18 protein-coding genes, 1 tRNA gene, 1 other RNA gene and 1 pseudogene are annotated in these 25,533 nt (G+C 72.6%); 9 read left to right on the top strand and 12 right to left on the bottom strand.

The features are described 5' to 3' along the window. The first annotated feature begins 18 nt into the window (after positions 1 to 18). Positions 19 to 1,146: an NAD(P)-binding domain-containing protein gene (locus tag WFI00_RS03065; RefSeq protein ID WP_336631090.1), complete on the top strand. Its 1,128-nt coding sequence runs from the start codon at positions 19 to 21 to the stop codon at positions 1,144 to 1,146. Between the two features lie 118 nt (positions 1,147 to 1,264). On the opposite strand, the gene WFI00_RS03060 is transcribed toward WFI00_RS03065, so the two are convergent. Genes WFI00_RS03060 through WFI00_RS03050 form a run of 3 tightly spaced genes read right to left on the bottom strand, consistent with a single transcriptional unit; the run spans position 1,265 to position 5,328 of the window. Beyond that, positions 1,265 to 1,852, bottom strand: coding sequence for a hypothetical protein (locus WFI00_RS03060; RefSeq protein ID WP_336631089.1), 588 nt, complete (start codon positions 1,850 to 1,852; stop codon positions 1,265 to 1,267). Next, positions 1,821 to 3,815, bottom strand: coding sequence for a primary-amine oxidase (locus tag WFI00_RS03055; RefSeq protein WP_336631088.1), 1,995 nt, complete (start codon positions 3,813 to 3,815; stop codon positions 1,821 to 1,823). Before WFI00_RS03055 ends, WFI00_RS03060 begins: the two co-directional genes overlap by 32 nt. A 31-nt stretch (positions 3,816 to 3,846) precedes the next feature. Beyond that, entirely contained in the window at positions 3,847 to 5,328 is a 1,482-nt protein-coding gene (locus WFI00_RS03050; protein WP_336631087.1) for an APC family permease, read from the bottom strand. Between the two features lie 206 nt (positions 5,329 to 5,534). Between WFI00_RS03050 and WFI00_RS03045 the strand changes: the two genes are divergently transcribed. Both WFI00_RS03045 and WFI00_RS03040 read left to right on the top strand, forming a co-directional pair. Then, complete coding sequence (locus tag WFI00_RS03045; RefSeq protein WP_336631086.1) at positions 5,535 to 7,019, top strand: APC family permease; 1,485 nt, start codon at positions 5,535 to 5,537, stop codon at positions 7,017 to 7,019. Next, positions 7,012 to 7,716 carry a helix-turn-helix domain-containing protein gene (locus WFI00_RS03040; RefSeq protein ID WP_336631085.1) on the top strand — a complete coding sequence of 235 codons (705 nt, stop codon included), beginning with the start codon at positions 7,012 to 7,014 and terminating at the stop codon, positions 7,714 to 7,716. Before WFI00_RS03045 ends, WFI00_RS03040 begins: the two co-directional genes overlap by 8 nt. Before the next feature lie 48 nt (positions 7,717 to 7,764). Here the strand turns inward: WFI00_RS03040 and WFI00_RS03035 are convergent. From WFI00_RS03035 to ffs, 5 genes and pseudogenes are all read right to left on the bottom strand, one after another. Next, a pseudogene (locus tag WFI00_RS03035) lies at positions 7,765 to 10,326 on the bottom strand (glycoside hydrolase family 65 protein). A 29-nt stretch (positions 10,327 to 10,355) separates the two neighbouring features. After that, positions 10,356 to 11,084: an HAD family hydrolase gene (locus WFI00_RS03030; protein WP_336631084.1), complete on the bottom strand. Its 729-nt coding sequence runs from the start codon at positions 11,082 to 11,084 to the stop codon at positions 10,356 to 10,358. Between the two features lie 61 nt (positions 11,085 to 11,145). Beyond that, the gene (locus WFI00_RS03025; RefSeq protein WP_336631083.1) at positions 11,146 to 12,339 is read right to left on the bottom strand and encodes an acetate/propionate family kinase; all 1,194 of its coding nucleotides are present in this window, start codon (positions 12,337 to 12,339) and stop codon (positions 11,146 to 11,148) included. Next, positions 12,336 to 14,474: a phosphate acetyltransferase gene (gene pta, locus WFI00_RS03020; protein ID WP_336631082.1), complete on the bottom strand. Its 2,139-nt coding sequence runs from the start codon at positions 14,472 to 14,474 to the stop codon at positions 12,336 to 12,338. The genes WFI00_RS03025 and pta overlap by 4 nt, the downstream gene beginning before the upstream one ends. Positions 14,475 to 15,302: 828 nt before the next feature. Next, positions 15,303 to 15,399, bottom strand: an RNA gene (gene ffs / locus WFI00_RS03015) — signal recognition particle sRNA small type. Between the two features lie 105 nt (positions 15,400 to 15,504). Here ffs and WFI00_RS03010 point away from each other — a divergent pair. Genes WFI00_RS03010 through WFI00_RS03000 form a run of 3 tightly spaced genes read left to right on the top strand, consistent with a single transcriptional unit; the run spans position 15,505 to position 19,989 of the window. Beyond that, positions 15,505 to 16,485, top strand: a complete 981-nt coding sequence (locus WFI00_RS03010) for an AAA family ATPase (RefSeq protein WP_336631081.1) — start codon at positions 15,505 to 15,507, stop codon at positions 16,483 to 16,485. Between the two features lie 8 nt (positions 16,486 to 16,493). After that, on the top strand, positions 16,494 to 17,756 hold the full coding sequence (locus WFI00_RS03005; protein ID WP_336631080.1) for a DUF58 domain-containing protein: 1,263 nt from the start codon (positions 16,494 to 16,496) through the stop codon (positions 17,754 to 17,756). Further along, on the top strand, positions 17,743 to 19,989 hold the full coding sequence (locus WFI00_RS03000; protein WP_336631079.1) for a transglutaminase TgpA family protein: 2,247 nt from the start codon (positions 17,743 to 17,745) through the stop codon (positions 19,987 to 19,989). The genes WFI00_RS03005 and WFI00_RS03000 overlap by 14 nt, the downstream gene beginning before the upstream one ends. Positions 19,990 to 20,074: 85 nt before the next feature. On the opposite strand, the gene WFI00_RS02995 is transcribed toward WFI00_RS03000, so the two are convergent. From WFI00_RS02995 to WFI00_RS02985, 3 genes are all read right to left on the bottom strand, one after another. Then, the gene (locus WFI00_RS02995; RefSeq protein WP_336631078.1) at positions 20,075 to 21,520 is read right to left on the bottom strand and encodes a dicarboxylate/amino acid:cation symporter; all 1,446 of its coding nucleotides are present in this window, start codon (positions 21,518 to 21,520) and stop codon (positions 20,075 to 20,077) included. A 232-nt stretch (positions 21,521 to 21,752) separates the two neighbouring features. After that, positions 21,753 to 21,841: transfer RNA gene (locus WFI00_RS02990), tRNA-Ser, on the bottom strand. Between the two features lie 66 nt (positions 21,842 to 21,907). After that, the gene (locus tag WFI00_RS02985) at positions 21,908 to 22,591 is read right to left on the bottom strand and encodes an NUDIX hydrolase (protein ID WP_336631077.1); all 684 of its coding nucleotides are present in this window, start codon (positions 22,589 to 22,591) and stop codon (positions 21,908 to 21,910) included. A 104-nt stretch (positions 22,592 to 22,695) separates the two neighbouring features. Between WFI00_RS02985 and WFI00_RS02980 the strand changes: the two genes are divergently transcribed. Then, the gene (locus tag WFI00_RS02980; RefSeq protein ID WP_336631076.1) at positions 22,696 to 23,472 is read left to right on the top strand and encodes a siderophore-interacting protein; all 777 of its coding nucleotides are present in this window, start codon (positions 22,696 to 22,698) and stop codon (positions 23,470 to 23,472) included. Between the two features lie 37 nt (positions 23,473 to 23,509). Continuing rightward, the gene (locus WFI00_RS02975; RefSeq protein ID WP_336631075.1) at positions 23,510 to 24,445 is read left to right on the top strand and encodes an ATP-grasp domain-containing protein; all 936 of its coding nucleotides are present in this window, start codon (positions 23,510 to 23,512) and stop codon (positions 24,443 to 24,445) included. A gap of 10 nt (positions 24,446 to 24,455) precedes the next feature. Here WFI00_RS02975 and WFI00_RS02970 read toward each other — a convergent pair whose 3' ends face one another. Next, positions 24,456 to 25,028, bottom strand: a complete 573-nt coding sequence (locus WFI00_RS02970; RefSeq protein ID WP_336631074.1) for an HIT family protein — start codon at positions 25,026 to 25,028, stop codon at positions 24,456 to 24,458. A gap of 16 nt (positions 25,029 to 25,044) precedes the next feature. Between WFI00_RS02970 and WFI00_RS02965 the strand changes: the two genes are divergently transcribed. Then, a complete protein-coding gene (locus WFI00_RS02965) occupies positions 25,045 to 25,503 on the top strand; it encodes a GNAT family N-acetyltransferase (protein ID WP_336631073.1) in 459 nt (152 codons plus the stop codon). Positions 25,504 to 25,533 lie beyond the last annotated feature (30 nt).

The following is a 25,533-nucleotide window of genomic DNA, read 5'->3' as shown; positions in this document are numbered from 1 at the left end:
CCCACGGTTGCACGCGGTGTGCAGCCCCGACCCGTCGACGTCGCCGTGATCGGCGCGGGGCAGGCGGGCCTGTCCGCCGCGTATCATCTGCGTCGCCGCGGGTTCGTCCCGCTCGGCTCCGGCGACGCCGCGCGATCCGCCGCGGGCGACATGATCGTGCTCGACGCGGACGCCGCGCCCGGGGGCGCGTGGCAGCACCGGTGGGAGTCGCTCCGGATGGCGACCGTGAACGGCATCCACGAGCTTCCGGGGTTCGCGGTGCCGCCGGCCGACCCGGCCGAGGCGGCGCGCGACGTGCTGCCGGCCTACTTCGCCGCCTACGAGCGCCGCTTCGACCTCGAGGTGCGCCGTCCCGTGGACGTGCGCGCCGTGCGGCGGGTCGACGACGACCCACGGGGCAGACTCCTCGTCGAGACCGCGGAGGAGAGCTGGGCCGCCCGCTTCGTCGTCAACGCGACGGGGACCTGGCGCCGACCCTTCTGGCCGCGCGTCGCGGGGGCGGAGCGCTTCCGCGGGCGACAGCTGCACGTGCACGACTACGTCGACGCCGACGAGTTCACGGGCCGCCGCGTCGTGATCGTCGGCGCGGGGATCTCGGCGGTGCAGCTCCTCGACGAGATCTCGTACGTCGCCGACACGTTCTGGGTGACCCGGCACGAGGTGCGGTGGGATGCGGCAGAGTTCGACACGGCCGCCCGGATCGCGGCCATCGCCGGCGTCGAGGCGCGGGTGCGGCGCGGCGAGCCGCCGGGGAGCGTCATCTCGGTGACCGGCCAGCACCGGACGGCGTGGTCCGAATCCGCCCGCGCCCGGGGAGTCCTGGTTCGTCATCCGATGTTCGCCTCGATCGAGGAGGACGGCGTCCGGATGCCCGACGGTTCCCTCGAGCGGGCCGACGTCATCCTGTGGGCGACCGGGTTCCGCGCGGACATCGGGCATCTCGCCCCGCTCCGGCTGCGCACCTCCGCCGGCGGGATCCGGGTCGCGAACGGCCGCGCGCTCGATGAGCCGCGGCTCTTCCTGATCGGCTACGGCCCCTCGCAGTCGACGGTGGGCGCCAACCGCGCGGGTCGCGACGCGGTGCGCGCCATCGTCGCGTCCATGACTCCGGAAGAAACGACCGCGGCAGCCGTCGGAGCCCCCTGATCCCCCGGTCGGCGTCGAGAACTCCGGAGTTGTGACCGGCCGCGGTGACAGGGGCCGGGGCCGGCGGGACCCGCGGCGGCACGGGCCGCGGCGGCAGGGGCCGGGGCCGGAGGGTCCGTCAGGCGACGAGGCTCCACGCCATCAGCCCCGCCGAGGCGGCCATCGCTGCGTACTGGCCGCGGTCCAGACGCGAGCGGGCGCGCGCGATGACGATGAGGGATGCCACGACGTACACACCGGCCAGGATCGCGCCGAACGCGGCGACGCCCATCCCGGCGCCCCCGCCACCGGCGCCTCCGTGCACGTGACCGCCCCCGGCCCCGGCGTCGGCCCCGGAGACGATCCCGCCCGCCATCGCGAGCAGCAGCACGGCCATCACGATCATGCCTCCGGCGGCATGCACCGCCATCGTCGTCCCGCCGGCGCCCGCCGATCCGGCCCGGGGCCCGGATCGGGGACGGCCGTGCGCGGCGGCGAGCGCCATGGCGCCGGCCAGGAGCACGACGACCCACCACACGACCGGCACGACGCGCCCGACGGCCGCGTCGACCATCGCGAGCATCATCAGGACGCTCGCGGCGAGCTCGCCGATCCGCGCCCGCCGTCGATCGGCTGCGAGGCAGCACAGACCGATCGCGGCGGGCGCGAGCGCCATCAGGTGGAACGTCACGATCTCAGCAGTGGTGCTCGTGACCGCCGTGCGCATGACCCTCCGCACCGTGCCCGTGACCGGGCGCGCAGTGTGCTGCGCGCGGCGCGGGGACGTGCAGCGTGGGGTTGCGCTCGAAGAAGTTGTACGGCTTGAGCGTGAACTTCGCGTAGTCCATCGGCATGACGGGCCAGTCCTCGTTGCGGGGGAAGTGCGTGAGCCCGAAGGTGTGCCACAGCACGATGTCCTCCCCGACGATCGGCTCGTCGCCCGCGATGAACGCCGGGATCCCGGCACCGCCCGGATGCTGGTTGACGAAGTCGCCCGCCGCGTAGCGCTCGTCCGGGTCGTACCTGGTCACGAACAGGTTCTTCGTGGCGAAGGCCGCGCGCGCGGCGATCGACGAGTCGTCGTCGGCGAGCAGCACCGGCGTCTCGGTCGGGAAGAGCACGTACGAAGTCGGCTGACCGAGCGAGGTCGTGTGCTCCGTCGACGCGATCTGCCACACCCGGTTCACCGCGCCGTCGGCGACGCGGCCGGACACGGCCTCCGAGAGGAGCGGCGTGACCTTCTTCGTGAACGCGTTGCCCGCGGGATTGGTCTCTGAGATGGGCAGACGCACCGCGTCGATCTCGTTCACGACGTTCGCGAGCCCGTCGACGGTCATGTCGAGTCGCGCCGAGAACAGGTGCTGGTGGTAGGGCGCGCCGAGGCCCGGCGCCACCTCGGAGGCGAACGGGTAGCCCTCGCCGGGATAGGAGGACGTGAAGAGGATGCCGGTGAGCTTCGCCTCGCACTCGATCGTGCCGTCGAGGTACAGGTACCAGAAGAACCCGTAGTCGTAGTTGCCGACCGTGGTGAAGAAGGAGATCACGAGCCGTCGCTGGCGGCGCACCTCGCTGGAGCCCGTGAAGATGTCGGTGTGCTTCCACAGCGAGCCGAAGTCCTCCTCGTGCATGCACACGCCGTTGCGCACGGTGCGGGGCGACCCCAGCTCGTCCGCGAGGACGACGTCGACGTAGGTGATGTCTCCGACGCAGTCGCACCCGAGCTCGAGCTCGTTGGTGTACCGGCCGAAGAGGTACTCCCCCGTGTCGAAGTAGTTCTGCCAGAAGCGGTTCGGCGCGGGATCGGCGTACGGGACGACCATCTCGCTGATCGAGCCGCGGTACATCACCGGGCGCCCCTGGAAGCTCAGCTGACGCAGGATCAGGCCTTCGCGGGTGTCGAAGCCGATGCGGAGGTCCCACTCGCCCCACGTGACGTGCTCGTCCTGCACCGTGAAGCTCGCTCCCTCGGGCTGGGTGATGACGATGGGCCGCAGGCCCTCGAGGGGCTCGCCCTGCAGCTCGGGGTCGTCGAAGTTGCCGCTCGTCTCGGGGACGGCGAACCCCGGCGTGTCCACGATCTCGATCACCCGGCGCGCGGTCACGTCGATGTAGGCGGTCAACCCGTCGACGGGGTGCGCCCAGGGGTGGTCCTTCGGGTGGTCCTGCCGGAAGGCGAACGTGCGCAGGATGCGCCGCCCCTCCTCGGCCGGGTAGCCGTAGTGCCCCGCCGACAGCGGCACGAGCACGACGTCGTCGACCGTCAGCCCGCGGCCGGCGAGAGCGGCGACCCATCCGGCGTCCGCGTTGGCGATCACCCCGACCTCCTCGAACTCCGCGTCGAGGATCGGCAGCTGCCCCCCGGTGCCGTCGAGGACGCTCTCGCGCAACACCTCGCCTGTCTCCACCGAGACCACGAGGTCGCTCGAGCGCGTCGTGGCCATGTCCAGCAGCTGCACCCGCGCGCGCCGTTCGGGGCGCTCTCCCCCGGCCTCCCACGCGAGCACGGCGCTCTTGGGCGGTTCTTCGAGGCCGACGTAGGCGAAGCGGACCCGGTCGGTCGTCGTGGGGAGGGCGAGCACGGCGGCGCGCACCGCGTCGATCTCCGCCGCCGTCAGCGAGGCGAGGGGGTGCGGCGCGGCGGCGGGGGCGGCGACGGTCGCGGTCGTGGTCGTGGGCTCGGTGAGGGTCATGAGTGGTCTCCTTCGGGGTGGGACGGGCGGGTCAGGCGGCGATGGCGTCGGTGAGCTTCGCGTATGCGAGGGGCCGACGGGTGCGGATCCAGGCGGCCTGCAGCGCTCCGAGCAGCGGGAACAGGGCGACGAGGCCGATGAGGAACCAGCTGAGCCCGCCGAACACCGGGGCGCCGTCCGCGTCGAGGTCGCCGACCATGATCGGGAAGTAGGCGACGATGAGCGCCGAGGACAGCACGAGCCCGATGAACCCGAGGGCAGGGGCGATCACGGTGTTCCAGGGGCGGCGGTCGGCGCGCGTGCGGGCGAAGTAGACGATCACCGCGACGGACGTCAGCGCCATCAGCAGGGCGATCGCGAGCGTCGCCACGCCGGCGAACCAGGTGAACACCTGCAGGACGGGGTCGAGGCCGAACGCCGCGAACACGGCGACCAGGATCGCCGCGGTGGCGGTCTGGACGATCGAGGAGAAGTGCGGCGACAGGTGGCGGTGGTGGACGCCGGCGAGGCGTTCGGGCAGTACGCCCGCGGTCGCCATCGAATGCTGGTACCGCGTGACGACGTTGTGGAACGAGAGCACGCAGGCGAACATCGACGTGATGAGCAGGACGTTCGTGATCGCCTCGCCCGCCGCTCCCAGGTAGGTCGCCATCGTGCGCAGGATGAGGCTGCCGGGGTCTTCGGCGGCGGCGTCGACGACCCCGCTCGGCCCCCAGGCCATGACGAGGCCCCACGAGGCGACCGTGTAGAACACGCCGATCCCGATGACCGCGAGATACGTCGCGCGCGGGATCGTGCGATCGGGGTCGCGGGCCTCGTCGCGGAAGATGGCGGTCGCCTCGAAGCCGATGAACGCGGCGATCGCGAACATCAGGCCGACGCCCGGGGACCCGCTGACCACCTCGGACGGCGCGAACGGGGCGAGGCTGAGACCCTCGGGGGCGCGGAAGAGCACGACCGCGACGAGGACCGCGACGATGCCGACCTCGGCGATCAGCAGGACGCCCAGCACCTTGCTCGACAGGTCGATGTGCCGGTAGCCGAGGATGCCGACGAGTCCGATGATCCCGAGCGCGAACAGCCACCAGGGGACGACGGCTCCGGTGTAGCTCTGCAGCGTGTAGGCGAGGATGTAGCCGATGTAGCCGTACACCGAGACCTGGATGGCCGTGTACGTGAGCATCGCCGCCCACGCCGCGGCGAGGCCCGTCGAACGTCCGAGGCCGTAGCCGACGTAGGTGAAGAACGCCCCCGGCCGCGGGATGTGGCGCGACATCGCGGACAGGCCGACCGCGAACAGCAACAGGATGACCGCGCTCACCGCGTACAGCGCGGGGAAGCCGACGCCGTTGCCGAGCAGGATGCCCAGCGGCGCGGCTCCGCCGATCACGGTGAGCGGCGAGGCGGCCGCCACGACCATGAAGACGATCGCGGTGGCTCCGAGCGAGCCGGTCAGGGTCCGGCGGCCTGCGCCGGCCGGAGCGGCGGCTCCGGGCGAGTCGAGTTTCGTCATGGTGACCTCTCTGGGGTCGAGTCGGAGGTGTCGATGCGCCGATCGTCGCGCCCCGGCGTCACGCGGTCGTCTCGGCCGGGTAAAACCTCCGGCACCCCGAACGGGAGCACCGACGCGACCCGTCCCATTCGGGGAAACGGCGCGGAAACACGGGGGACCTTCGGCGGCAACGCCGCCGACCTAGCATCGGGCGGCGAGGAGGGATGATGACCGCACTGGAGCGAGCGATCCGCAGCCCCGCCCCCGTGCGCGCCTTCGGGCGCCGGTCGCCCCTGCACGGTCTGGACCGCCGGAGCGTCGGGTTCGTCGACGTCATGGCGCAGTCCGTGTCGGCGGTCGCGCCCGCCGCCGCGGCGACGACCGTGACGGGGCTCGTCGCGGGCGTGTCCCCGGGCGCGGTGGTGCTCTCGGTGCTCGCCGCGGGGGTGCTGAGCCTGCTGGTGGCCGGCACGGTCGGACAGTTCGCCCGCCGGCTCGCCGCGTCCGGCGCCGTCTACACCTACGCGGCCCGCGGGTTCGGCACCCGCGGCGGGCTCGCCACGGGGGCGGCGGCGCTGGTCGGCTACGGCGCCGTGGCGATGTTCGCGCTCCTCGGCGGCGCGTACTACACGACGATCCTCCTGCGCCCGATCCTCCCGGGCATCGCGAGCCCCGTCGGGATCGGCGCGGTGCTGCTCGTCGAGGCGGGGCTGCTCACCCTCGTGCTGGTGCGCGGCATCCGACTGTCGGCGCGTGTGGCGCTCGTGGTGGAATCCGCGTCCGTGCTGCTCATCGTCGCGCTGCTCCTCGTGCTGCTGACCCGGATCGGCCCCGTCGACCCGGCGGTGTTCCTCCCGTCCGGGTCGGACACGCCGCTGAGCGTGGGGGCGGGAGCGCTCATCGCCCTCACGGCCTACGTAGGGTTCGAGAGCGCGGCGACGCTCGGCGTCGAAGCCCGGACGCCGCTGCGCGCGATCCCGCGGGCGATGCGGGCGACCGTCGTGATCTCGCTGCTCCTGTACCTGCTCGCGGCGGTGGCACAGGTCGCCGGCTTCGCCGCGCTCGGGCGCGACTTCGCCCACGCGAGCTCTCCGGTGAACACACTCGCGGACGCGTACGGCCTCGGCGGATGGGGGGTCGTCGCCGACCTCGGGATCGCCGCGTCGTTCCTGGCCTGCGCGATCGGATCGACCACCGCACTCGCGCGGGTCCTGTTCGCGATGGCCCGGGACGGCGTGCTCGGGCCCAGGACGGGGCGCACCCATCCCCGCTTCGGCACTCCCGTGGGCGCGATCGCCGTGACCCTCCCGATCGTCATCGGCGTGCCGCTCGGACTCGTCCTCTGCGGGGTCGACCTGCGCGCGGCGATGCACCTCACGATCGCCGTGGGCGGTATCGGCTACATCGTCTCCTACACCCTCGTCTGCCTCGCGGCGCCCGTGTTCCTGCGCCGCATCGGCGAGCTGACCGCGGGGGCCGTCCTGGTGTCCCTCGTCTCCGCGATCGCGCTCGTCGCCGCGGTCGTCGCCTTCAGCGCCGCCGACGTGGCAGCGGGGAGCCCGGCCCCCGGCATCGCTCTGGCGGTCGCGGCGGTGTGCGCCGGACTGATCGCCTGGCGTCTGCGACGCCCGCTGGGTCCGCTGGGGTCCTACGACGTGCCCGTCGCCGACGCCGTCCTCGGCGGAGTGGCCCGCGATGACACGGATGACTGATCCGGGCGACACCGCCCCCGCGCTGTCGGCGCGGCAGCCGCGCGCCATCCACAGCGCGCTCACCGTGCTCGAGGCGGTCGCCGAGCTCGGGGCCGGGGCGACGGCGCGGGAGCTCTCGACGAGACTCGGGCTGCCCCGCGCGACGACGTACCGGCTGCTCAATCTGCTCGTCGAGGACGAGTACCTCGTGCGCACGCCCGACCTGTCGGGGTTCGCGCTCGGCGCGAAGGTCGCGCAACTGGCGGCCGCCGCGCATCCCGCGCGGCTGCCGACGGCGGCGCGGCACGTGCTGGCCGAGGCGCGCGGCGCGGTGCGCGGCGGCGTCCACGTCGCGACCTACGTCGCGGGCCGGCTTCACGTCGTCGACGAGGACCCCGACTTCCCGCTGAGCGACGTCGTGCGTCTGAACCGCGAGCCGGAGCGCTACGCCCTGGGGGTGCTCCTGCTCATCGCGAACGGGGACGAGGGCGACGCCGCGACCGACGGCGCCGACGAGCTCGCGCGCATCGGCGGCGTGCGCCGGATCGACGTGACGACGCCCGGCTACGGATGCCTCGCGGTGCCGCTGCGCGGGCCCGACGGCGCGATCGCCGGAGCCCTCGCCTTCTCGGGACCCGGCCACCGGGTGCGGCAGGCCGACGAGCTGGTCCCCCGGCTCGACCGCGTGGCCGCCGAGGTCGCGCCCTACCTCGTCTGACGCCCCACGCCCGAGCCCCGACGCCCGGGGCCCGTCCGCGCGGCCCCCTCAGGAGTCGATGCCGAGGTTCGCGTGCTCCTCGCGCACCGCACCCAGCTCGGACACCGGCGTGGCGCCCGTGATCACGGGGATGCTCGTCGTCATCACGGCGCTCGGGACGGACGCCGACAGGAGCGTGCCGTCCTCGCGCAGGGAGTCGCCGATGTCGCTCAGCGTCGGGCGCCCCGGGATGACGGGACCCTGGCCGGCGAGCGCGACGACGACCGTCTCGCCTCCGCGCACGACGTGCTCGCGCCCCCGCACCGAGAAGTGGACGGCCTCCCCCTCGCCGGCGGTCACCGTCAGCTCACGGCGTGTGACGGTGACCTGCAGGGCGGTGCCGTGCCAGTGCAGCGTGAACGACAGCGACGGCCAGTCGGCGGGCAGTCGCGGATCGAAGGACAGCTCGCCGTAGTGGTCGCGCATGCCGCCGAACCCGGCGACGAGCGCGGTCCACACGCCGCCGGCGGAGGCGACGTGGACGCCGTCGGCCGCGTTGTGGTGCAGGTCGCCGAGGTCGACGAAGATCGACTGGGCGAAGTACTCCAGCGCGAGGTCCTGGTACCCGACCTCCGCGGCGAGGATCGCCTGGACGACGGCGGACAGCGTCGAATCCCCCGTGGTCAGCGGGTCGTAGTACTCGAAGTCGGCGAGCTTCTCGTCGTCGGTGAAATGGTTGCCCTGAAGGTAGAGGGCGAGCACCACGTCGGCCTGCTTGAGCACCTGGTAGCGGTAGATCACGAGCGGGTGGAAGTGCAGCAGCAGCGGTCGCTGCTCGGGCGGCGTGCTCTCCAGGTCCCACACCTCGCGTTCGAGGAACACGGCGTCCTGCGGATGGATGCCGAGAGCCTCGCTGTACGGGATGTGCATCGCCTCGGCGGCGGCCTCCCAGGCATCCGGCTCGCCCTCGCCGAGGCCGAGCCGGGCGACCATCGTCTCGTACTCCCGCGGGGCCTCTTCGGCCATCTCGCGGACGACCCGTGCCGCGAAGCGCAGGTTGTACCGGGCCATGACGTTGGTGAAGAGGTTGTCGTTGACGACGGTCGTGTACTCGTCCGGACCGGTGACGCCGTGGATGTGGAACACCTCGGGCTCGCCGTCCTCGTTGAACCGCCAGAAGCCGAGGGTCGACCACAGCCGGGCGGTCTCGACCGCGATGTCGATGCCCTCGCGGTAGAGGAATTCCTCGTCGCCGGTCGCGCGCACGTACTTGCCGAGCGCGAAGCTCACGTCGGCATTGATGTGGTACTGCGCGGTGCCCGCGGCGTAGTAGGCGGACGCCTCCTCGCCGCTGATCGTGCGCCAGGGGAAGAGAGCCCCCGCCTCGTTGAGCTGACCCGCGCGCCTGCGGGCCGCGGGGAGCATCAGGTACCGCATCCGCAGGGCGTTGCGCGCCCACTGCGGGGTCGTGTAGATCAGGAACGGCAGGACGTAGATCTCGGTGTCCCAGAAGTAGTGGCCGCTGTAGCCCGACCCGGTGACGCCCTTCGCGGGGACGCCGTGGCCGTCGGCGCGCGCCGCGGCCTGGGCGAGCTGGAACAGGCACCAGCGCGCCGCCTGCTGGAGGTCGTCGTGGCCGCCGATGAGGATGTCGGAGCGCTCCCAGAAGCCCGCCATCCACGCGGCCTGGCGGTCGTACTGGCGCTCGACGCCCTCCGCCTCCACCCGGTCGAGCGTGCGCCGGCCCCGATCGACGAGCTCGCGGGCGGGGACGCCGCGCGAGGTGTGATAGCTCACGAGCTTGGTGATCGTGACCGGGACCCCGGCCTTGGCCTGCACGCGGAACACGTTCTTGGCGATGTCCGGCTCGACGAGCGTGCGCGCGGAGTACTCGTTGTCGGTCTCGATGAGGTGATCGGCGACGACCGCCATCGTCATCCCGGACTCGGTCGCCTCGTAGGACAGCGCCGACCGGCCACCGGACTGCCAGTACTCCTGCGGCTGCAGCACCCGCTGGTGGATCTTCTCCGCCTTGCGCGGATCGAACCCGGCCTTCGTCTTCCCGGGCCGCCCCGGGGCGGCGCCGCCGTACACGTCCTCGCCGTCCTGCCGGTTGATGAGCTGGCAGCTCACGGTGACGGGAGCGTCGGCGTTCAGCACCGTGACCGTGAGGCGCATCGCCACGAGGTGCTTCTCCTAGAAGGAGACCATCCGGTCGGTCTCGATGAGGACGTCCTTGCCGCTCGGCGTCATCCAGCGGACGTGGCGGGTGAGCACGCCGGTGCGCATGTCGAGGACGCGCTCGTACTCGCGGATGTCGGCCATGTCGAACGCGAGCGGCTCGTCGTCGACGTAGACCCGCATCACCTTCGCGTCGGGCGCGTTGATGATCGTCTGGCCGACCTCGGCGAAGCCGTACGCCTGCTCCGCGTGACGGATCGGGAACGTCTCGTGGAAGCCGTTGATGAACGTCCCGTGCTCGTGCGCCTGGCGCCCCTCGGGCTGGTTGCCGCGCAGCCCCAGGTAGCCGTTGCCGAGGGCGAAGAGGGTCTCGGTGACGCCCACGTCGTCGAGCGAGAAGTCCGTCTCGACCAGGCGCCACGGGTCGACGGGGAACCGGGTGCGGTCCATGCTGGTCCTTCCTTCCCTGCGCGGGCCCATCAGCGGACGAGCTCTGCGAGGTCGTCCACGACCACATCGGCGCCGAGGTCGCGCAGCGCCTGCGCGCCGGCGCCCCGATCGACGCCGACGACGAGCCCGAAGCCCGCCGCGGAGGCGGACTGCACTCCGGAGTGGGCGTCCTCGACGGCCGCGCTGCGCGCCGGGTCGACGCCCAGCATCCGCGCCCCTTCGGCGAACATGTCGGGTTCGGGCTTGGACCGCAGGCCCACGCGCGAGGCGACGACGCCGTCCATCACGACGGGGAAGAAGTCGCGGATGCCCGCCGCGGTGAGCACCTCTTCGGCGTTCTTCGAGCTGGAGACGACGCCGATGGGCGTGCCGGCGTCGCGCAGCTGCACGAGGAGCGCGAGCGATCCCGGGTACGGGGCGATGCCGTCGGCGCGCAGCACGGCGGCGAACACGGCGTTCTTCCGGTTGCCGATGCCGCACACCGTGTCGGCGCTCGGCGGGTCGTCGGGGGCGCCCCACGGCACCTCGACGTCGCGCGAGCGCAGCAGGCCCGCGACCCCGTCGTACCGCTGCTTCCCGTCCAGGAAGCGGAAGTAGTCGTCGTCGCTGTAGGGCGGCTCGATCGACCAGGCGGTGAACAGCTCGGCGAACATCGTGCGCCAGGCGTGCATGTGAACCTCGGCGGTCGGCGTGAGCACGCCGTCGAGGTCGAACAGGACGCCGTCGAAGGTCGTCAGGTCGGGAAGTGCGTCTGCCACGGTGACAGCGTAGTGGCGGGGCGTGAACGGCGTGTGTCGTGCTCGGATCGGCGCGGGCCGGTCAGTGCCCGAGCGCCACGGTGAGGGTCTGGCGGGCGATCTCGAGCTCTTCGTTGGTCGGCACCACCAGGACCGTGACGGGCGAGTCGTCGGTCGAGATCACGCGGATCCCGCGCTCGCGCGCGGCGTTGCGCTCGGCATCCAGGTGGACGCCGGCGAAGCCCAGGGTCTCGAGCGCCGCGGCCCGGACGAGGTCGGAGTTCTCGCCGACGCCCGCGGTGAAGGAGATGACGTCGACGCCGCCGAGCTGGGCGATGTAGGCGCCGATGTACGCGCGCAGGCGGTGGATGTACACGTCGAACGCCAGCATGGCCGAGCCGGATCCCTCGGCGCGGCGCTCTTCGATGTCGCGCATGTCGGACACGCCCGCGATCCCGTACAGCCCGCTGTGCTTGTTGAGGAAGTCGTCGAGAGCGCCCGGCGTCATCTCCTCGCGGCGCGCCAGCACGAGCAGCACGGACGGATCGATGTCGCCCGACCGGGTGCCCATCACGAGGCCTTCGAGCGGGGTGAGCCCCATCGAGGTCTCGACGGAGTGACCGCCGTCGATCGCGGTGATCGACGCCCCGTTGCCCAGGTGCAGGACGATCTGACGCAGCTCGCGCAGCGGGCGGCCGAGGTGCGCGGCGGCGGCCTCGCTCACGAACTTGTGGCTCGTGCCGTGGAATCCGTACCGGCGGATGCGGTGGCGACGCGCGACGGTCTGGTCGATCGCGTAGGTGTACGCCGCGGGCGGCAGGGTCTGGTGGAAGGCCGTGTCGAAGACCGCGACGTGCGGCAGGTCGGCGAAGGCCTCCCGGGCTGCGCGGATCCCCTGCAGCGCGCCGGGGTTGTGCAGCGGTGCGAGCACCGACAGCTCGTCGATGTTGATCTCGACGAGATCGTCGATGAGGGTCGGGTGGAAGAAGCGCGCGCCGCCCTGCACGACGCGGTGGCCGACGGCGCTCGGCGCGTGCTCCTCGAGGGACGGTCCGTGCTCGGCGAACGCGTCGAGCATCACCTGGAAGCCCGCCGTGTGGTCGGGGATCGGCAGCTCGCGGTCGTACTCGGCGCCGTCCACCTTGTGCCGGGCCGAGCCCGTCGGCTGGCCGATGCGCTCGACGAGCCCCGACGCGAGCGCCGTCTGCGACTCGACGTCGACGAGCTGGTACTTGAACGACGACGAGCCGCTGTTGATGACGAGGACGACGGTCATGCGGATGCTCCCTGTGCCTGGATCGCGGTGATCGCGATGGTGTTGACGATGTCGTCGACCAGCGCTCCGCGCGAGAGGTCGTTGATCGGCTTGTTCAGCCCCTGCAGGACGGGGCCCATCGCCACCGCGCCGGCGGAGCGCTGCACCGCCTTGTAGGTGTTGTTGCCGGTGTTGAGGTCGGGGAAGACGAACACCGTCGCCCGGCCCGCGACCGCCGATCCGGGCATCTTGGCCTTCGCGACGGCGGCGTCGGCCGCGGCGTCGTACTGGATCGGCCCCTCGACGAGCAGGTGGGGTGCGCGCTCGCGCACGAACGCCGTCGCCGCCCGCACCTTGTCGACGTCCTCGCCGGAGCCCGACTCACCGGTCGAGTACGAGAGCATCGCGACGCGCGGGTCGATGCCGAACTCGCGCGCCGTCGCGGCGGACGAGACGGCGATGTCGGCGAGCTGCTCGGACGTGGGATCGGGGATCACGGCGCAGTCGCCGTACACGAGCACCCGGTCGGCGAGGGCCATCAGGAACACGCTCGAGACCACGGAGACCCCGGGGCGCGTCTTGATGATCTCGAAGGCGGGCCGGATGGTGTGCGCCGTCGTGTGCGCCGCGCCCGAGACCATGCCGTCCGCGAGGCCGAGGTGCACCATCATCGTGCCGAAGTACGAGACATCCGTGATCGTGTCGGCGGCCTTCTCGTACGTGACGCCCTTGTGCTTGCGCAGCTCCGCGTACTCTCGGGCGAAGCGGTCCACGGTCTCGGGGTCGAAGGGGCTGAGCACGTGCGCGGCGGACAGGTCGAGCCCGAGCTCGACGGCGCGGCCGCGCACCTCCGCCTCCTCGCCGAGGATGGTGAGGTCGGCGATGCCGCGGGCGAGCACCGTCGCCGCCGCCCGCAGGACGCGGTCGTCGCCGCCCTCGGGCAGCACGATGCGCTTGCGCCCGGTGCGCGCCTTCTCGAGCAGCTGGTACTCGAACATCAGCGGGGTGACGACGGCCGAGTGGGCCAGGCCCAGGGCGCGGGCGAACTCCTCCGTGTCGACGTTCTGCTCGAAGAGGGCGATGGCGGTGTCGAAGCGGCGCTGCGATCCGGCGGCCAAGCGCCCCCGGGTGCCCATGACGCGCACCGCCGTGTCGTACGTGTCGAGGTCGGTCAGCACGATCGGCAGCGACGAGTCGAGCCCCGCCATGAGGGTCTGCACCGTGTCGGGCAGGGGGAACGGTCCGTTGAGGATGATGCCGGCGATCGACGGGAAGGTCCCCGAGGAGTTGGCGAGCAGGAGGCCGAGCAGCACCTCGGTGCGGTCGGCGGGGACGATCACAATCGCCCCCTCGGTCAGGCGCGGCAGGACGTTGTCGAGCGACATGCCGGCGATGACGACGTCGAGCACCTCGCGCGTGAGCAGGTCGTCGTCGCCGCGCAGGAGCGTGCCGTCGAGCTTCAGCATGATGTCGCGGACGGCCGGCGCGACCAGCACGACGTCCTCCGGGATCGACCAGACGCCGACGGGCGCCTCGCGGGTTCCGTCGGCCGCGGGGGCGTCGGCGACAACGGCGCGGATGGCGTCGTCGATCGCGCCGAGCTTCGCGGGGTCGGCCCGGTTCGTGATGACGGCGAACAGCTCGGCGCGCTGATAGGTGATGTCGTTGAGGGCGAGCGAGACGAGCTGACCCAGCTGCTCGGGTGTGCGCGCCGCGCTCACCCCGAGGCGGTCGCCCTGGTCGGCGCGCCCGTTGAGCACGACGAGGACCGGCGCACCGAGGTTGGCCGCGATCCGCGCGTTGTACCCGAGCTCGCTCGTGGAGCCGACGTCGGTGAAGTCGCTGCCGACGATCACGACGGCGTCGCACTTGGCCTCGACGGCCTTGAACCTCTCGACGATCTTCGACAGCGCGGCATCCGCGTCGTGGCGGACCTCGTCGTAGGTCACGCCGACGCACTCGTCGTAGTCGAGGTCGACGCCCACGTGGTCGAGGAGCATCTCGAGCACGTAGTCGCGCTCGGACGTCGAGCGCGCGATCGAGCGGAACACCCCGACGCGCGGGATGGACCGGCTCAGCGCATCGATCGCTCCGAGGACGATGGTGGATTTGCCCGAGAGGCCCTCGGTGGAGGTGATGTAGATGCTCTGCGCCACCCGATCAGCCTAAGCCGGGGGGACTCGCCGCGACCCCTCGTCCCCCGGACAAAACCTGCCTCCCCCGCCGGAAGGCGGGTTCGGGGGGTGGGGCGGGGCGGGGTTGGCAGGTTCGGGGTCTCCTGTGGTCGGGTCGCGGGGTTGTGGGGCGGGTCGCACCCCCGGGCACGCAGGTTCGGGGTCTCCTGTGGTCGGGTCGCGGGGTTGTGGGGCGGGTCGCACCCCCGGGCACGCAGGTTCGGGGTCTCTTCTGGTCGGTCCCCGGCCCGGGCACGCAGGTTCGGGGTCGCCTGTGGTCGGGCCCCGGGCGGGCAGCCAGGTTCGGGGTCTCGATTGGTCGGGTCGTGACGGATTCAGCGACCACACGCGACCCCGAACACGAATGCCACCGACCACACGCGACCCCGAACCCGCGAACGCACCAGGACTCGAGCCACATGCGACCCCGAACCTGCATCGCGCGCGCCGCCCTGCAGGGCGTGGTCGCGCCCGCACGCACCCCGGCGCGCAAGGCCCGGCATCCACATACAAGTTCGGGGTGCCCTCTGGTCAGACCCGGCCGCTGCAGGCGGGTTCGGGGTCCCCTCCGGCCGCCACGCGACGGATTCAGCGACCACACGCGACCCCGAACACGGATGCCACCGGCCACACGCGACCCCGAACCCGCGAACGCACCAGGGCTTGGGCCACACGCGACCCCGAACACGGATGCCACCGGCCACACGCGACCCCGAACCTGTGCCCGCGAGCGGCGCCAGCGGGCACGCGACCCCGCGCCCGCCCGCCGAGCGCCACACCCGCCGCCCACACCCGCGCGATCCCGGGAAAAAGTAAGACTCTCCGCGAACCCGGCAGAGCCTGGTTACCCTTGCTACGTTTCCGTCCTGGGGGATTTGGCCTGGATGCCGCCTCGCGGAGAGCTTCTTGGAGTTTACCCGACGTCGGGCCCCGCCCGCGCCGCCCCGGGTTAGCATCGAGCGAGAACGACCGCGACGACGCGGCGAGACCGCCGCCGCGAGACAGGCTCAGAATGTCCCACGCTCCGACCACCGCCGATGACTTCTCCCGCTCGACCGAAGCCGTCGTGACCGCGGTCTCGCGGGTGATCGACGGCAAGCCGGCCGCCGTGCGCGCCGCGCTCGTGTGCCTCCTCGCCGAGGGGCACCTCCTGATCGAGGACGTGCCCGGCGTCGGCAAGACGATGCTCGCGCGGGCCCTGGCGGCGACGGTGGATGCGACCGTCCGCCGCATCCAGTTCACCCCCGATCTGCTCCCGAGCGACGTGACCGGCGTCAGCGTGTTCAACCCGGTCGACCGCGAGTTCGAGTTCAAGCCCGGCGCGATCTTCGCGCACATCGTCATCGCCGACGAGATCAACCGCGCCTCACCGAAGACCCAGTCGGCCCTCCTCGAGGCGATGGAGGAACGGCAGGTGACCGTCGACGGCACCTCGCGCACCCTCGAGGATCCGTTCCTCGTCGTGGCGACGCAGAACCCGCTGGAGATGGAGGGCACCTACGCCCTCCCCGAGGCGCAGCGCGACCGCTTCATGATGCGGATCTCGATGGGATACCCCGATGCCGCGAGCGAGGCGCTCATGCTGCGGCAGCGTGACACGGCGAACCCGCTCGACGGGCTCGTCCCGGTCCTGGGGACCGCCGACGTGCGCGCCCTCATCGCGTGGGCGCGCGCGGTGCACGTCTCCCCCGCGGTCGAGGAGTACGCGGTCGGACTCGCCCGCGCGACCCGCGACCACCCCGAGGTGAGGCTCGGCGCGAGCCCCCGGGCGACCCTGCAGCTCGTGCGCGCCGCGAAGGTGTGGGCGGCCCTGGACGGGCGCGAGTTCGTCATCCCCGACGACGTCGCCACACTCGTGGAGCCGGTCTTCGCGCACCGGATGATCCCCGCCCGCGGCGTGGCGAACGCCCGCGGCCGTTCGGGCGCCGACACCGTCTCGGCGATCCTGCGCGGCATCGTCGGCTCGGTGCGCGTTCCGCTCGCGGCTCGCTGAGGCCGGTCGTGTTCGCCCGCTGGCCGCTGACGATCCGGGGCACCGGCGCGCTCGTGCTCGCGGGCGCGTGCGTCGTGCTGGCGCAGCGCTTCGGCCTGGCGGAGCTGCTCTACCTCGCGATCCTCCTGGTGACCCTGGTCGGGGCGAGCATCGCGACCCTGTACCTCGCGCGCAGCACCGAGAAGGTGACGCGCTCGTTCGAGCCGGACGTCGTCGCCGTCGGCGACGACGTCACGGTGCGGATGCGCGTGGACGTCCGCGCCGCCCTGCCGTCGGCGCAGGGGCGTTGGGCGGACACCGTCCCCGCGGGTCTGCGCGGGGACGGGACGGGCACGGTGCCGGCCACGACCTCCGGGATCCGCTCGCGCGGCGGGGCGGTCGAGCTCGCCTACCGCGCCGTCGCAGAGCGCCGCGGCATACACCCGGTCGGTCCCCTCGCGATCGTGTCCATCGATCCGTTCGGGCTCGCTCGGCGGCGCCGGCTGGTCGGGCGTCCGAGCTCACTGACCGTGACACCCGCCGCCGTCGAGCTCGGCCCGCTCGTCGACCAGCCGGGCGAGGACGGGGGCGGCACGCACGCCGCCGCGGACAGGCTCGGGCAGGGCGCGGACAACCTGATCCCCCGCCACTACACGCCGGGCGACTCGATGCGACGCATCCACTGGCGGGCGAGCGCGCACCGTGACCAGCTCATGGTGCGCCAGGAGGAGCAGGAGACCACTCCCGAGGCGATCGTCGTGCTCGACCGGAGCGCGGCGCACTGGTCGATGGATGCCGTCCGCGCCCCGGGCGCCGACGCCGGCTTCGAGGTCGCGGTCTCGGCATGCCTCTCGGTCGCCGCACAGCTGGTCGCCGAGGGATACCTCGTGTCGGTGATCGACGGGGACGGCGCCGCCCTGTGCGACCCGCTCGACGGGGGCGACCTCGCCGGCGTGGAACGGCTGGCGATCGACCTCGCGGGGGTCCGCGCGCGCCGCGAGGGAAGCCTGGGCGGTCTCCTGCCCGCTCTGGGCGGCGGCTCGACGGGGCCTCTGGTGGTCATCACGGGGGCGATCCGCATCGAGGAGGCGGACGGGCTCGCGCCCGTCGTCCACCACAGCGCGCTGCCGGTGCTGATCGCGGTCGCTCCGCACCTCGAGCTCACGCGGGCGGGCGCACTCGCGCGGGCGGCGGCGTCGGGCTGGCGGACTGCGGTCGCGCCCGTGGACGGCGATCTGGCCGCCGCGTGGCACGACGCCGTCGACCGAGGGATCCGTCATGTCGGGGTCTGACGCGGCACGCCGCCGACCCCGCGGCGAGGTCCGCCTGACGATCGCCCTGTGGCTGGCCATCGCCGTGACGATGGTCCCTCTGCTGCGGGTCGTGCACAGCGGCGGCTGGGTCCCCGGCTCCGCGCTCATCGGCGCGCTCGTGCTCGCGTGCGGGTTCGCGCTGCGCCGCACCGGACGCGTGCCCGCCGTCGCGATCACGCTCGTGGAGCTCGCCGTGTGGGCGGGGGCCGTGACCGCGGTCTTCTTCCCGGCGCAGGCTCTCCTCGGCGTCATCCCGAGCGGCGGCGTGGTCGCGGAGGCCGTCGACACGGTCCGGACGGCGGGCACGGAGATCTTCGTCGGTGTCGCTCCGATCGAATCCTCGCCGGCGATCGCGGCCGTCATCGTCGGGTCGGTCGGCCTGCTCGCGGTCGGACTCGACCACGTCGTCCTGACCGCCCGGCTGCCGCTGCTGGCGGCGGTCGCGCTCGTCATCGTCTGGCTCGTCCCAGCGATCGCCGTCCCCGCCGGTGTCGACGTGCTCGCCTTCGTCCTCCTGTCGGCGGCGATCCTCTGGCTGCTGCGCGCCGAGACCCGCACGCGGGAAGCACCCGCTCCGGCCTCGCGCGCGGGCGGCGTCACGGCCGTCGCGATCGCGATCGGGGCGGTGGCGATCACCGCGGCGCTCGTGGCGGGTCCCGCGCTCCCCCCGCCGACGGCGGCCCCCGGCGGCACCGGTCTCGGCGCCAGCATCGACCCGAGCCTCGACCTGGGCGATGACCTCCGCCGACCCAACGACGTCCCGGTGCTCACGGCGCGCACCGACGCCCCGCAGCCGCCGTACCTGCGCGTGGCGACCCTGTCGCTGTTCGACGGGGAGGTGTGGCAGCCCGACCGGACGCGCTCCGTCCCGCTCTCGGACGGGGCTCTCGAGGAGGTCGCCGCCGGCGAGGGCATCCGGATCACCGAGTACCGCACGAACGTCGCGGTCTCCCAGCTCGCCTCGACGTACCTGCCGGTGCCCTTCCCCGCCGTCGGCGTCACCGGTCTGCAGGGCGACGACTGGCGCGCCGTCCCCTACAACCGCACGGTGCTGACCGGGAACGGCAGCGTACAGGGTCAGAACTACGAGGTCGTCTCGCACGTGCCGCGTCCGACCCGCGAGCAGATCCGTGCGGCGCCGGCACGCGCGACGGACGCCTCCGTCGACCTGTACGCCGTGCCAGCAGGCACCCCATCGATCGTCGGCGAGGTCGCGCGGCGTGTCACCGCCGGCGCCTCGAACGACTACGACCGACTGATCGCGCTCCAGTCGTGGTTCCGCGGTCCGGAGTTCACCTACTCGCTGACCGCCCCCGTCCAGGACGGGTTCGACGACGCCGGAGTCGACGCGGTCGCGGCCTTCCTCGACCGCAAGGAGGGGTACTGCATCCACTTCGCCGGCTCGTTCGCGCTCATGGCGCGCACGCTGGGCATGCCGTCGCGCATCGTCGTGGGATTCCTGCCCGGAACGCCGACGAACGACGCCGTCGACGGGCAGCGCGTCGTCGAGGTCACCACGGGACAGCTCCACGCCTGGCCGGAGGTGTACTTCGAGGGGATCGGCTGGGTTCCGTTCGAGCCGACGAAGGGTCTCGGCACCGCGACCCAGTTCGCGAGTGCGGCCGAGCCGGTGGAGGGCGGCGGGGAGGACGTCGTCGCTCCGACGGCCGCCCCTACGCCGACCGCGTCGCCGACCGCCGCCCCGGTCGACCGCCCGGATCAGCCGTCGGAGGCGGGTGCCCCGATCGCGCGGGCCATCGATCCGTGGCCGTTCCTCACGACGCTTCTGACCGTCCTGATCGTGGCGGGCGCCCCGGCGGGCATCGCGTGGGTGCGGCGCCGGATGCTGCACCTGCGCGGCGACGTGGCCGCGGCCTGGCGCATCGTGCAGGATGCGTCGATCGATCTCGCTATCCCGGTGCGACCGTCGGAGTCGCCGCGCGCCTTCGGCGCACGGCTCGTCGCGGTGCACGGTGCGCCACGCGCCGAGGTCGCCCGGCTGGTCGACGCGATGGAGCGGGCGAGTTACGCCCCCGACGGCGGCCGCCTCCCGGACGACGCCGGAGCCGCCGCGATCTCCGCGGCGGAAGCCGTGCGTCGGGCCCTGTGGGCGGGTGTGGGCGGGTCCGAACGATGGCGTCGGGCCGTGCTGCCGCGCTCGCTCGTGATCCGACCCGGCTCGGCCTTCGCCGACCGTGACGCGCCCGCGTGAGCGGGTCGGTCGCCCGAGACGACGCACGTACGCGGGACGACGAAGCCCCGGGCCGTCACGACCCGGGGCTCCGATAGGCGCAGGCTCAGGCGCGGGCCGGCTCCGTGCGGACGCCGTCGTCGACGGCATCCGGCTGCGCCGACGCCTCCGCCTCGCGCTCCTCGTCGAGGTCGTCGGAGAACGGCTCGCCGTCGCGCGGGGCGTCGTACAGCGCGCGGTCGAGGATGCCCTCGCGCGCGGCGACGATCGTCGGCACGAGCGCCTGACCGGCGACGTTGACCGCGGTGCGGCCCATGTCGAGGATGGGGTCGATCGCGAGCAGCAGGCCGACGCCCTCGAGGGGAAGGCCGAGCGTCGACAGGGTGAGGGTCAGCATGACCGTCGCCCCGGTGGTCCCGGCCGTCGCCGCCGATCCGACGACGGAGACGAGCGCGATCAGCAGGTACGAGACGATGTTCAGCTCGACGCCGAAGAACTGCGCCACGAAGATCGCGGCGATCGCCGGGTAGATCGCGGCGCATCCGTCCATCTTGGTCGTGGCTCCGAGCGGCACCGCGAACGAGGCGTATTCGCGCGGAACGCCGAGGTTGCGCTCGGTGACGCGCTGGGTCAGCGGCAGGGTGCCGATCGACGAGCGCGAGACGAAGCCGAGCTGCACGGCCGGCCAGACGCCGGAGAAGTACTGCCGGATCGACAGCCCGTGGCTCTTGACGAGGATCGGGTACACGACGAAGAGGACCAGCACGAGACCGGCGTACACCGCGACGACGAACCACACGAGGGTGAGCAGCTTGTCGGTGCCGTAGTTCACGACGGCCGAGCCGATGAGCCCGAGGGTTCCGATCGGCGCGATGCGGATGATCCACCACAGCACGCGCTGGACGATCTTCAACGTCGACTGGGTGAACACCACGAAGGGCTCCGCCCGCGTGCCGAGCTTGAGGGCGGCGATGCCGACCGCGATCGAGATGACGATGACCTGCAGGATGTTGAAGCCGACGGTCGACACGAGGTCGCCCGTCGCGTTCTCGGAGGTCGACACCGTGAGCCCGAGGAAGTTCTGCGGGATCAGCCCCTTGAGGAAGTTCCACCACGAGCCGACGGCGTACGGCGGCGCGGTCGTGAGCTGGTCGTGGGCGACACGGCTGCCGGGCTGGATGGTGATGCCCAGCACGATCCCGATCGTCACGGCGATGAGCGCCGTGATCCCGAACCAGAGGAGGGTCTGACCGGCGAGCCGCGCGGCGTTCGTGACGTTGCGCAGCTGCGTGATGCTCGCCACGATCGCGAGGAAGATGAGCGGGACGACCGCGACCTTCAGGAGGGTCACGTAGGCGCTGCCGATCGTCGACAGGGTCGCCGTCAGGCCGTTCTGGTTGCCCGCGCCGTCGGGACCCAGGGTGAGCGCGAGCACGCCCAAGAGGATGCCGGCGATCAGCGCGACCGTGATCTGGAAGCCGAACGACCGGTAGAACGGCTTCTTCGGCTTGGCGGAACGGGGGACGCGCGGGGGCGCGGTGGTGGAACTCATGGGGGTGTATCTCTCCTGGTTCGGCGGATGCCGGGGAATCTGCGGCGAGGGCCGCTCATCGACGCTACGTCGGCGGGGGCGCACGCGGCTCCGACATGACGCGTGATGACAACGGCGGATGCCGCGGCGGCATTCCCCGCGTGGGGCCGGAGGGCGTCGCGATGTGACGAGGACGCCCGGGCCCCTACGACGCAGATGAGCCCCACCCGGCGGGGTGGGGCTCATCTCGGAGCGGAAGTGACAGGATTTGAACCTGCGAGGCGAGTTACCCCGCCTACATGGATTCCAGCCATGCTCCTTAGGCCGCTCGGACACACTTCCAAGGGAAGATCCTATCATCGGCCGGGCGGCAGCCCGGAGCGGGTCCGACGAGACGCGGCGACGCGGTCAGGCGGGGAGGGCGAGCTCTCGGGAGACGTCCCACGGTTCGCTCCAGCCGAGCCGGTCGAACAGGGCGTCGAGCAGGATCCCCGTGAAGCCCCAGACGACCCGCCCGTCGATCTCGAACGCGGGGCCGCGCCACTCGCGACCTCCCCGGCGCATGACCGTCACCCCGCGTCGACGGGGGTCGAGAAGATCCGCGACGGGGGCACGGAACACCGCGGCCGACTCGGCGACGTCGACGACCCGCACGGGCGAGGGCTGACGCCACCATCCGAGCACGGGCGTCACGAGGTGCCCCGAGTACTCCAGCGGCGCCGCGGGGAGCGTGCCCAGCACGTCGACGCCGTCCGTGTCCAGGCCGGTCTCCTCGCGCGCTTCGCGCAGCGCGGCGTCGACCGGACCGGCATCGCCGGGATCGAGCCGGCCGCCCGGGAACGCGACCTGGCCGGGGTGCGAGCGCAGCGTCGCGGCGCGTGCCAGGAGCAGCACGTCGAGGTCGCGCGAGACGGCGGCATCCTCGGCCACCCGCCGGCTCGGCGCGGCGTCGAGCACGCCGAACAGGATCAGCACCGCGGCCGGCCGGGCGGGGACGTCCTGCGCATTCGGGTCACGGGGCACGTTCCACTCGACACCGCTCTCGACGAGGGCCCGCAGCTGTGCGCGGGCGGAGGAGGCGGCATCGGTCATCCAGACAGGCTAAGCCCGCCCGCCCGCGCGCACGCGCGGCGTGTGGGCCGTGCGTGCCGTCCGGCCGCGGCCCGTGTGCGGGTGCCGCCCACTACCGTGGAGAGGTGGCCCTCTCCTCCCGCACCGCTGCCCGCCCGCCCCGTCCGACGATCGAGCTCGAGGTCGTCGGCACCGAACGGCTCTCGCCGCACCTCGTGCGCGTCACCCTCGGCGGCCCCGGGTTCGCACAGTTCGAGGATCGCGCGGAGACGGACAAGTACGTGAAGCTGAAGTTCACGACCCCGGCGCCGGAGTCCCTGCCCGTCACCCGGACGTACACGGTGCGGCGCGTGGACGCCGCCGCCGGAACACTCGAGATCGACTTCGTCGTCCACGGCGACGACGGGCTCGCAGGCCCCTGGGCCGCGGGTGCCCGCGTCGGCGACCGGCTGAGCCTCATGGGTCCCGGCGGGGGTTACACCCCCGACCCCGCGGCCGCGCACGTGTTCGCGGGCGACCTCTCGGCGCTGCCCGCGATCTCGGCGGCGCTGTCGGCGCTGCCGACGGATGCCCGCGGGCACGCGGTCATCGAGGTCGAGGCCGAGAGCGCCGTCCTGGCGCTGCCCGACGTCCCGGCCGGCGTCGAGGTCGAGTGGGTGATCGACCCGACGCACGAGGTGGAGGCCCTCGCCGCGGTGCTCCGGCAGCTGGAGTGGCCGGAGGGCGACGTCCAGGTCTTCGCCCACGGCGAGCGGGAGTCCATGAAGGCCATCCGACGGGTGCTCTTCGACGAGCGCGGGCTGGACCGCTCCCGGGTGTCCCTGTCGGGGTACTGGGCGCGCGGACGCACCGAGGACCGCTTCCAGGCGGAGAAGCGCGAGCCCATCGGACAGATCCTGTGACCGGCACTCCGCCCGCCGCCGGGCCCCGCTGATCCGCATGCCGTCGTCGCCCCTGATCGGCATCGTCGTGACGGACGCCTACGCGCCCGAAGACCCCGACCACGACACTCCTCTCCTTCTCGAGGCGTTGCGAGCGCGTGGAAAGCAGGCTCTCCCGGTCGTCTGGCACGACGAGGACGTCGATCTGGCCGCATTCAGCCTGCTGGTGATCCGCTCACCCTGGGACTATCCGGAGCGGCCGGCCGACTTCGACGCGTGGCTCACGCGCGCCCAGAGGACGACGCGGGTCGTCAACGATCCCGCGATCGTGCGGTGGAACCTCGACAAGCGCTACCTGGCCGAGCTCGATGCGGCGGGCATCCGCACGGTGCCGACCGTGTTCGCCGCGACCCTCGACACCGCCCGGGCGGCGATCGCCGCGCAGGACGCCGACGGGGCGGCACGTGTCGTGATCAAGCCGACGGTCTCGGCGGGCGCGCGCGACACGGGGCTGTTCGCCGCGAACGATCCCGCGGCCCTCGACCTCGCCGCTCGGATCATCGCCGGCGGCGGTGTCGCGATGGTCCAGCCGGAGGTGCCGGAGCTGTCGGCGGGGCGGGAGAAGGCGCTGTACGCGATCGACGGCGCCTTCACGCACGCCATCGCGAAGGGGGCGCTGCTCGAGCCGGGCGGCGGGCTGCGGGGCGGCGTCTACGCGGAGAATCCTGTGCCGGTGCCGACCTCCGACGAGGAACGCGCCTTCGCGGCGGACGTGCTCGCCGCGGTGCGAGCGGTGACCGGAAGCGGCACCCCCGTGTACGCGCGCATCGACACCGTGGACTCGGAGCGCTTCGGACTGTGCGTGCTGGAGGTCGAGCTCGTCGAGCCGGCCCTGAACCTGCACGTCGCACCGCGGGCGATCGACGCCGTCGTCGACGCGATCCTCGCGGCGGTCGACGAGGCGGCCAGCGGCGCGTCCGAGTCGACACCCTGACCCGGTGCCGTCAGGGTCCGGGCGTCCTCGGTGGGGCGGCGATCGGTGGCGCGGCGCCGAGCGCGAGCGTGTCGGCGGCGGCCAGAGCCCGCACACGGGCGGTGATGCTCGCCCGGAGCGCGTCGTGCCGATCGCCGAGAGCCGTGGCCGGATCGTGCCAGCACGCGGGGTCATAGAGCCACACGGGTCGTCGGACGAGGTCCTCCGGTTCCCAGTCGTAGCGGGGCCAGACGTGGGCGTGCACGAAGGCGTCGGCGTTGCCCAGGATGTCGATGTTCACGCGGCGAAAAGATGCGTCGGCCGCTCGACACGCCTGTTCGACCGCAGTCGCGAGCAGATCGACATCGGCGAGGAAGCGGACGCGCTCACGCCGGGGCATCTCGGCGAGCGCTCGTGCGTTCGGGTCTTTCCCGAGCAGGACGCAGTATCCGGGGAGGAACTGGACATCGCCGATCACGGCGTACCCGCCGGCGAGCTCCGCGAGCACGGTCGGGTTCTCTCCGCGCGCCGCAGAGCCGATGCGGTCCTCGCGCCAGTCCATGACGTCGAGGGTACCGGCCACCGGATCGGCGGCGGAGCCCACGTGGTGAGATGGTCGGGTGGGACTCGAGCTATGTACCACCAGCGATGTCGACGCGCTCCGGTCGTTTCTGCGCCGTGTCGATCTGACGCTCAGCGGGCTGGATGCCCCGACGGTGCGCCTCTGGATCGACCGCGACCGCGACCGCGGGATCATCGGTAGCACGGGGTATGAGATGAGCGGCGACGGTCGACATGCGCTCATCCGCAGTGTCGCGGTCGACCTGGATCGGCGCACCCGTGGCCGAGGCAGCGCTCTGGCGTCGTTCGCCGTGTCCCGGGCGGCGGAAGCGGGGGCGACGACGGCGTGGCTCTTCAGCCGACGGTCGGGGCTGTTCTGGCAGAGCCTCGGATTAGCGCCGGCCGACCGCGACGAGCTCGCCCGGGCGCTCGGCGACACGCACCAGGTGCGCCTGTTCCAGCGCACAGGACAGCTGGAGCGAGAAGTGGCGTGGGCCCGAGCCCTCTCGCCGCAGTGATCGCGCCAACGGGAGGAGGCACCGCGGACG

Origin of the sequence: Microbacterium sp. MMO-56 (assembly GCF_037146215.1) — a bacterium.
Classification (GTDB): Bacteria; Actinomycetota; Actinomycetes; order Actinomycetales; family Microbacteriaceae; genus Microbacterium.
Note: the sequence above shows the minus strand (reverse complement) of the source record. Positions and strands in the feature narration are given on the sequence as shown.

Excerpts from the sequence above, each read along its gene's own strand:
- WFI00_RS03050 (WP_336631087.1), bottom strand. The coding sequence starts at position 5,328 with ATGACGAAACTCGACTCGCCCGGAGCCGCCGCTCCGGCCGGCGCAGGC.
- WFI00_RS02995 (WP_336631078.1), bottom strand. The coding sequence starts at position 21,520 with ATGAGTTCCACCACCGCGCCCCCGCGCGTCCCCCGTTCCGCCAAGCCG.
- WFI00_RS03040 (WP_336631085.1), top strand. The coding sequence starts at position 7,012 with ATGACTGATCCGGGCGACACCGCCCCCGCGCTGTCGGCGCGGCAGCCG.
- WFI00_RS03055 (WP_336631088.1), bottom strand. The coding sequence starts at position 3,815 with ATGACCCTCACCGAGCCCACGACCACGACCGCGACCGTCGCCGCCCCC.
- WFI00_RS03060 (WP_336631089.1), bottom strand. The coding sequence starts at position 1,852 with ATGCGCACGGCGGTCACGAGCACCACTGCTGAGATCGTGACGTTCCAC.
- WFI00_RS02985 (WP_336631077.1), bottom strand. The coding sequence starts at position 22,591 with ATGACCGATGCCGCCTCCTCCGCCCGCGCACAGCTGCGGGCCCTCGTC.
- WFI00_RS03000 (WP_336631079.1), top strand. The coding sequence starts at position 17,743 with ATGTCGGGGTCTGACGCGGCACGCCGCCGACCCCGCGGCGAGGTCCGC.
- WFI00_RS03010 (WP_336631081.1), top strand. The coding sequence starts at position 15,505 with ATGTCCCACGCTCCGACCACCGCCGATGACTTCTCCCGCTCGACCGAA.
- WFI00_RS03025 (WP_336631083.1), bottom strand. The coding sequence starts at position 12,339 with ATGACCGTCGTCCTCGTCATCAACAGCGGCTCGTCGTCGTTCAAGTAC.
- WFI00_RS02975 (WP_336631075.1), top strand. The coding sequence starts at position 23,510 with ATGCCGTCGTCGCCCCTGATCGGCATCGTCGTGACGGACGCCTACGCG.
- WFI00_RS03045 (WP_336631086.1), top strand. The coding sequence starts at position 5,535 with ATGACCGCACTGGAGCGAGCGATCCGCAGCCCCGCCCCCGTGCGCGCC.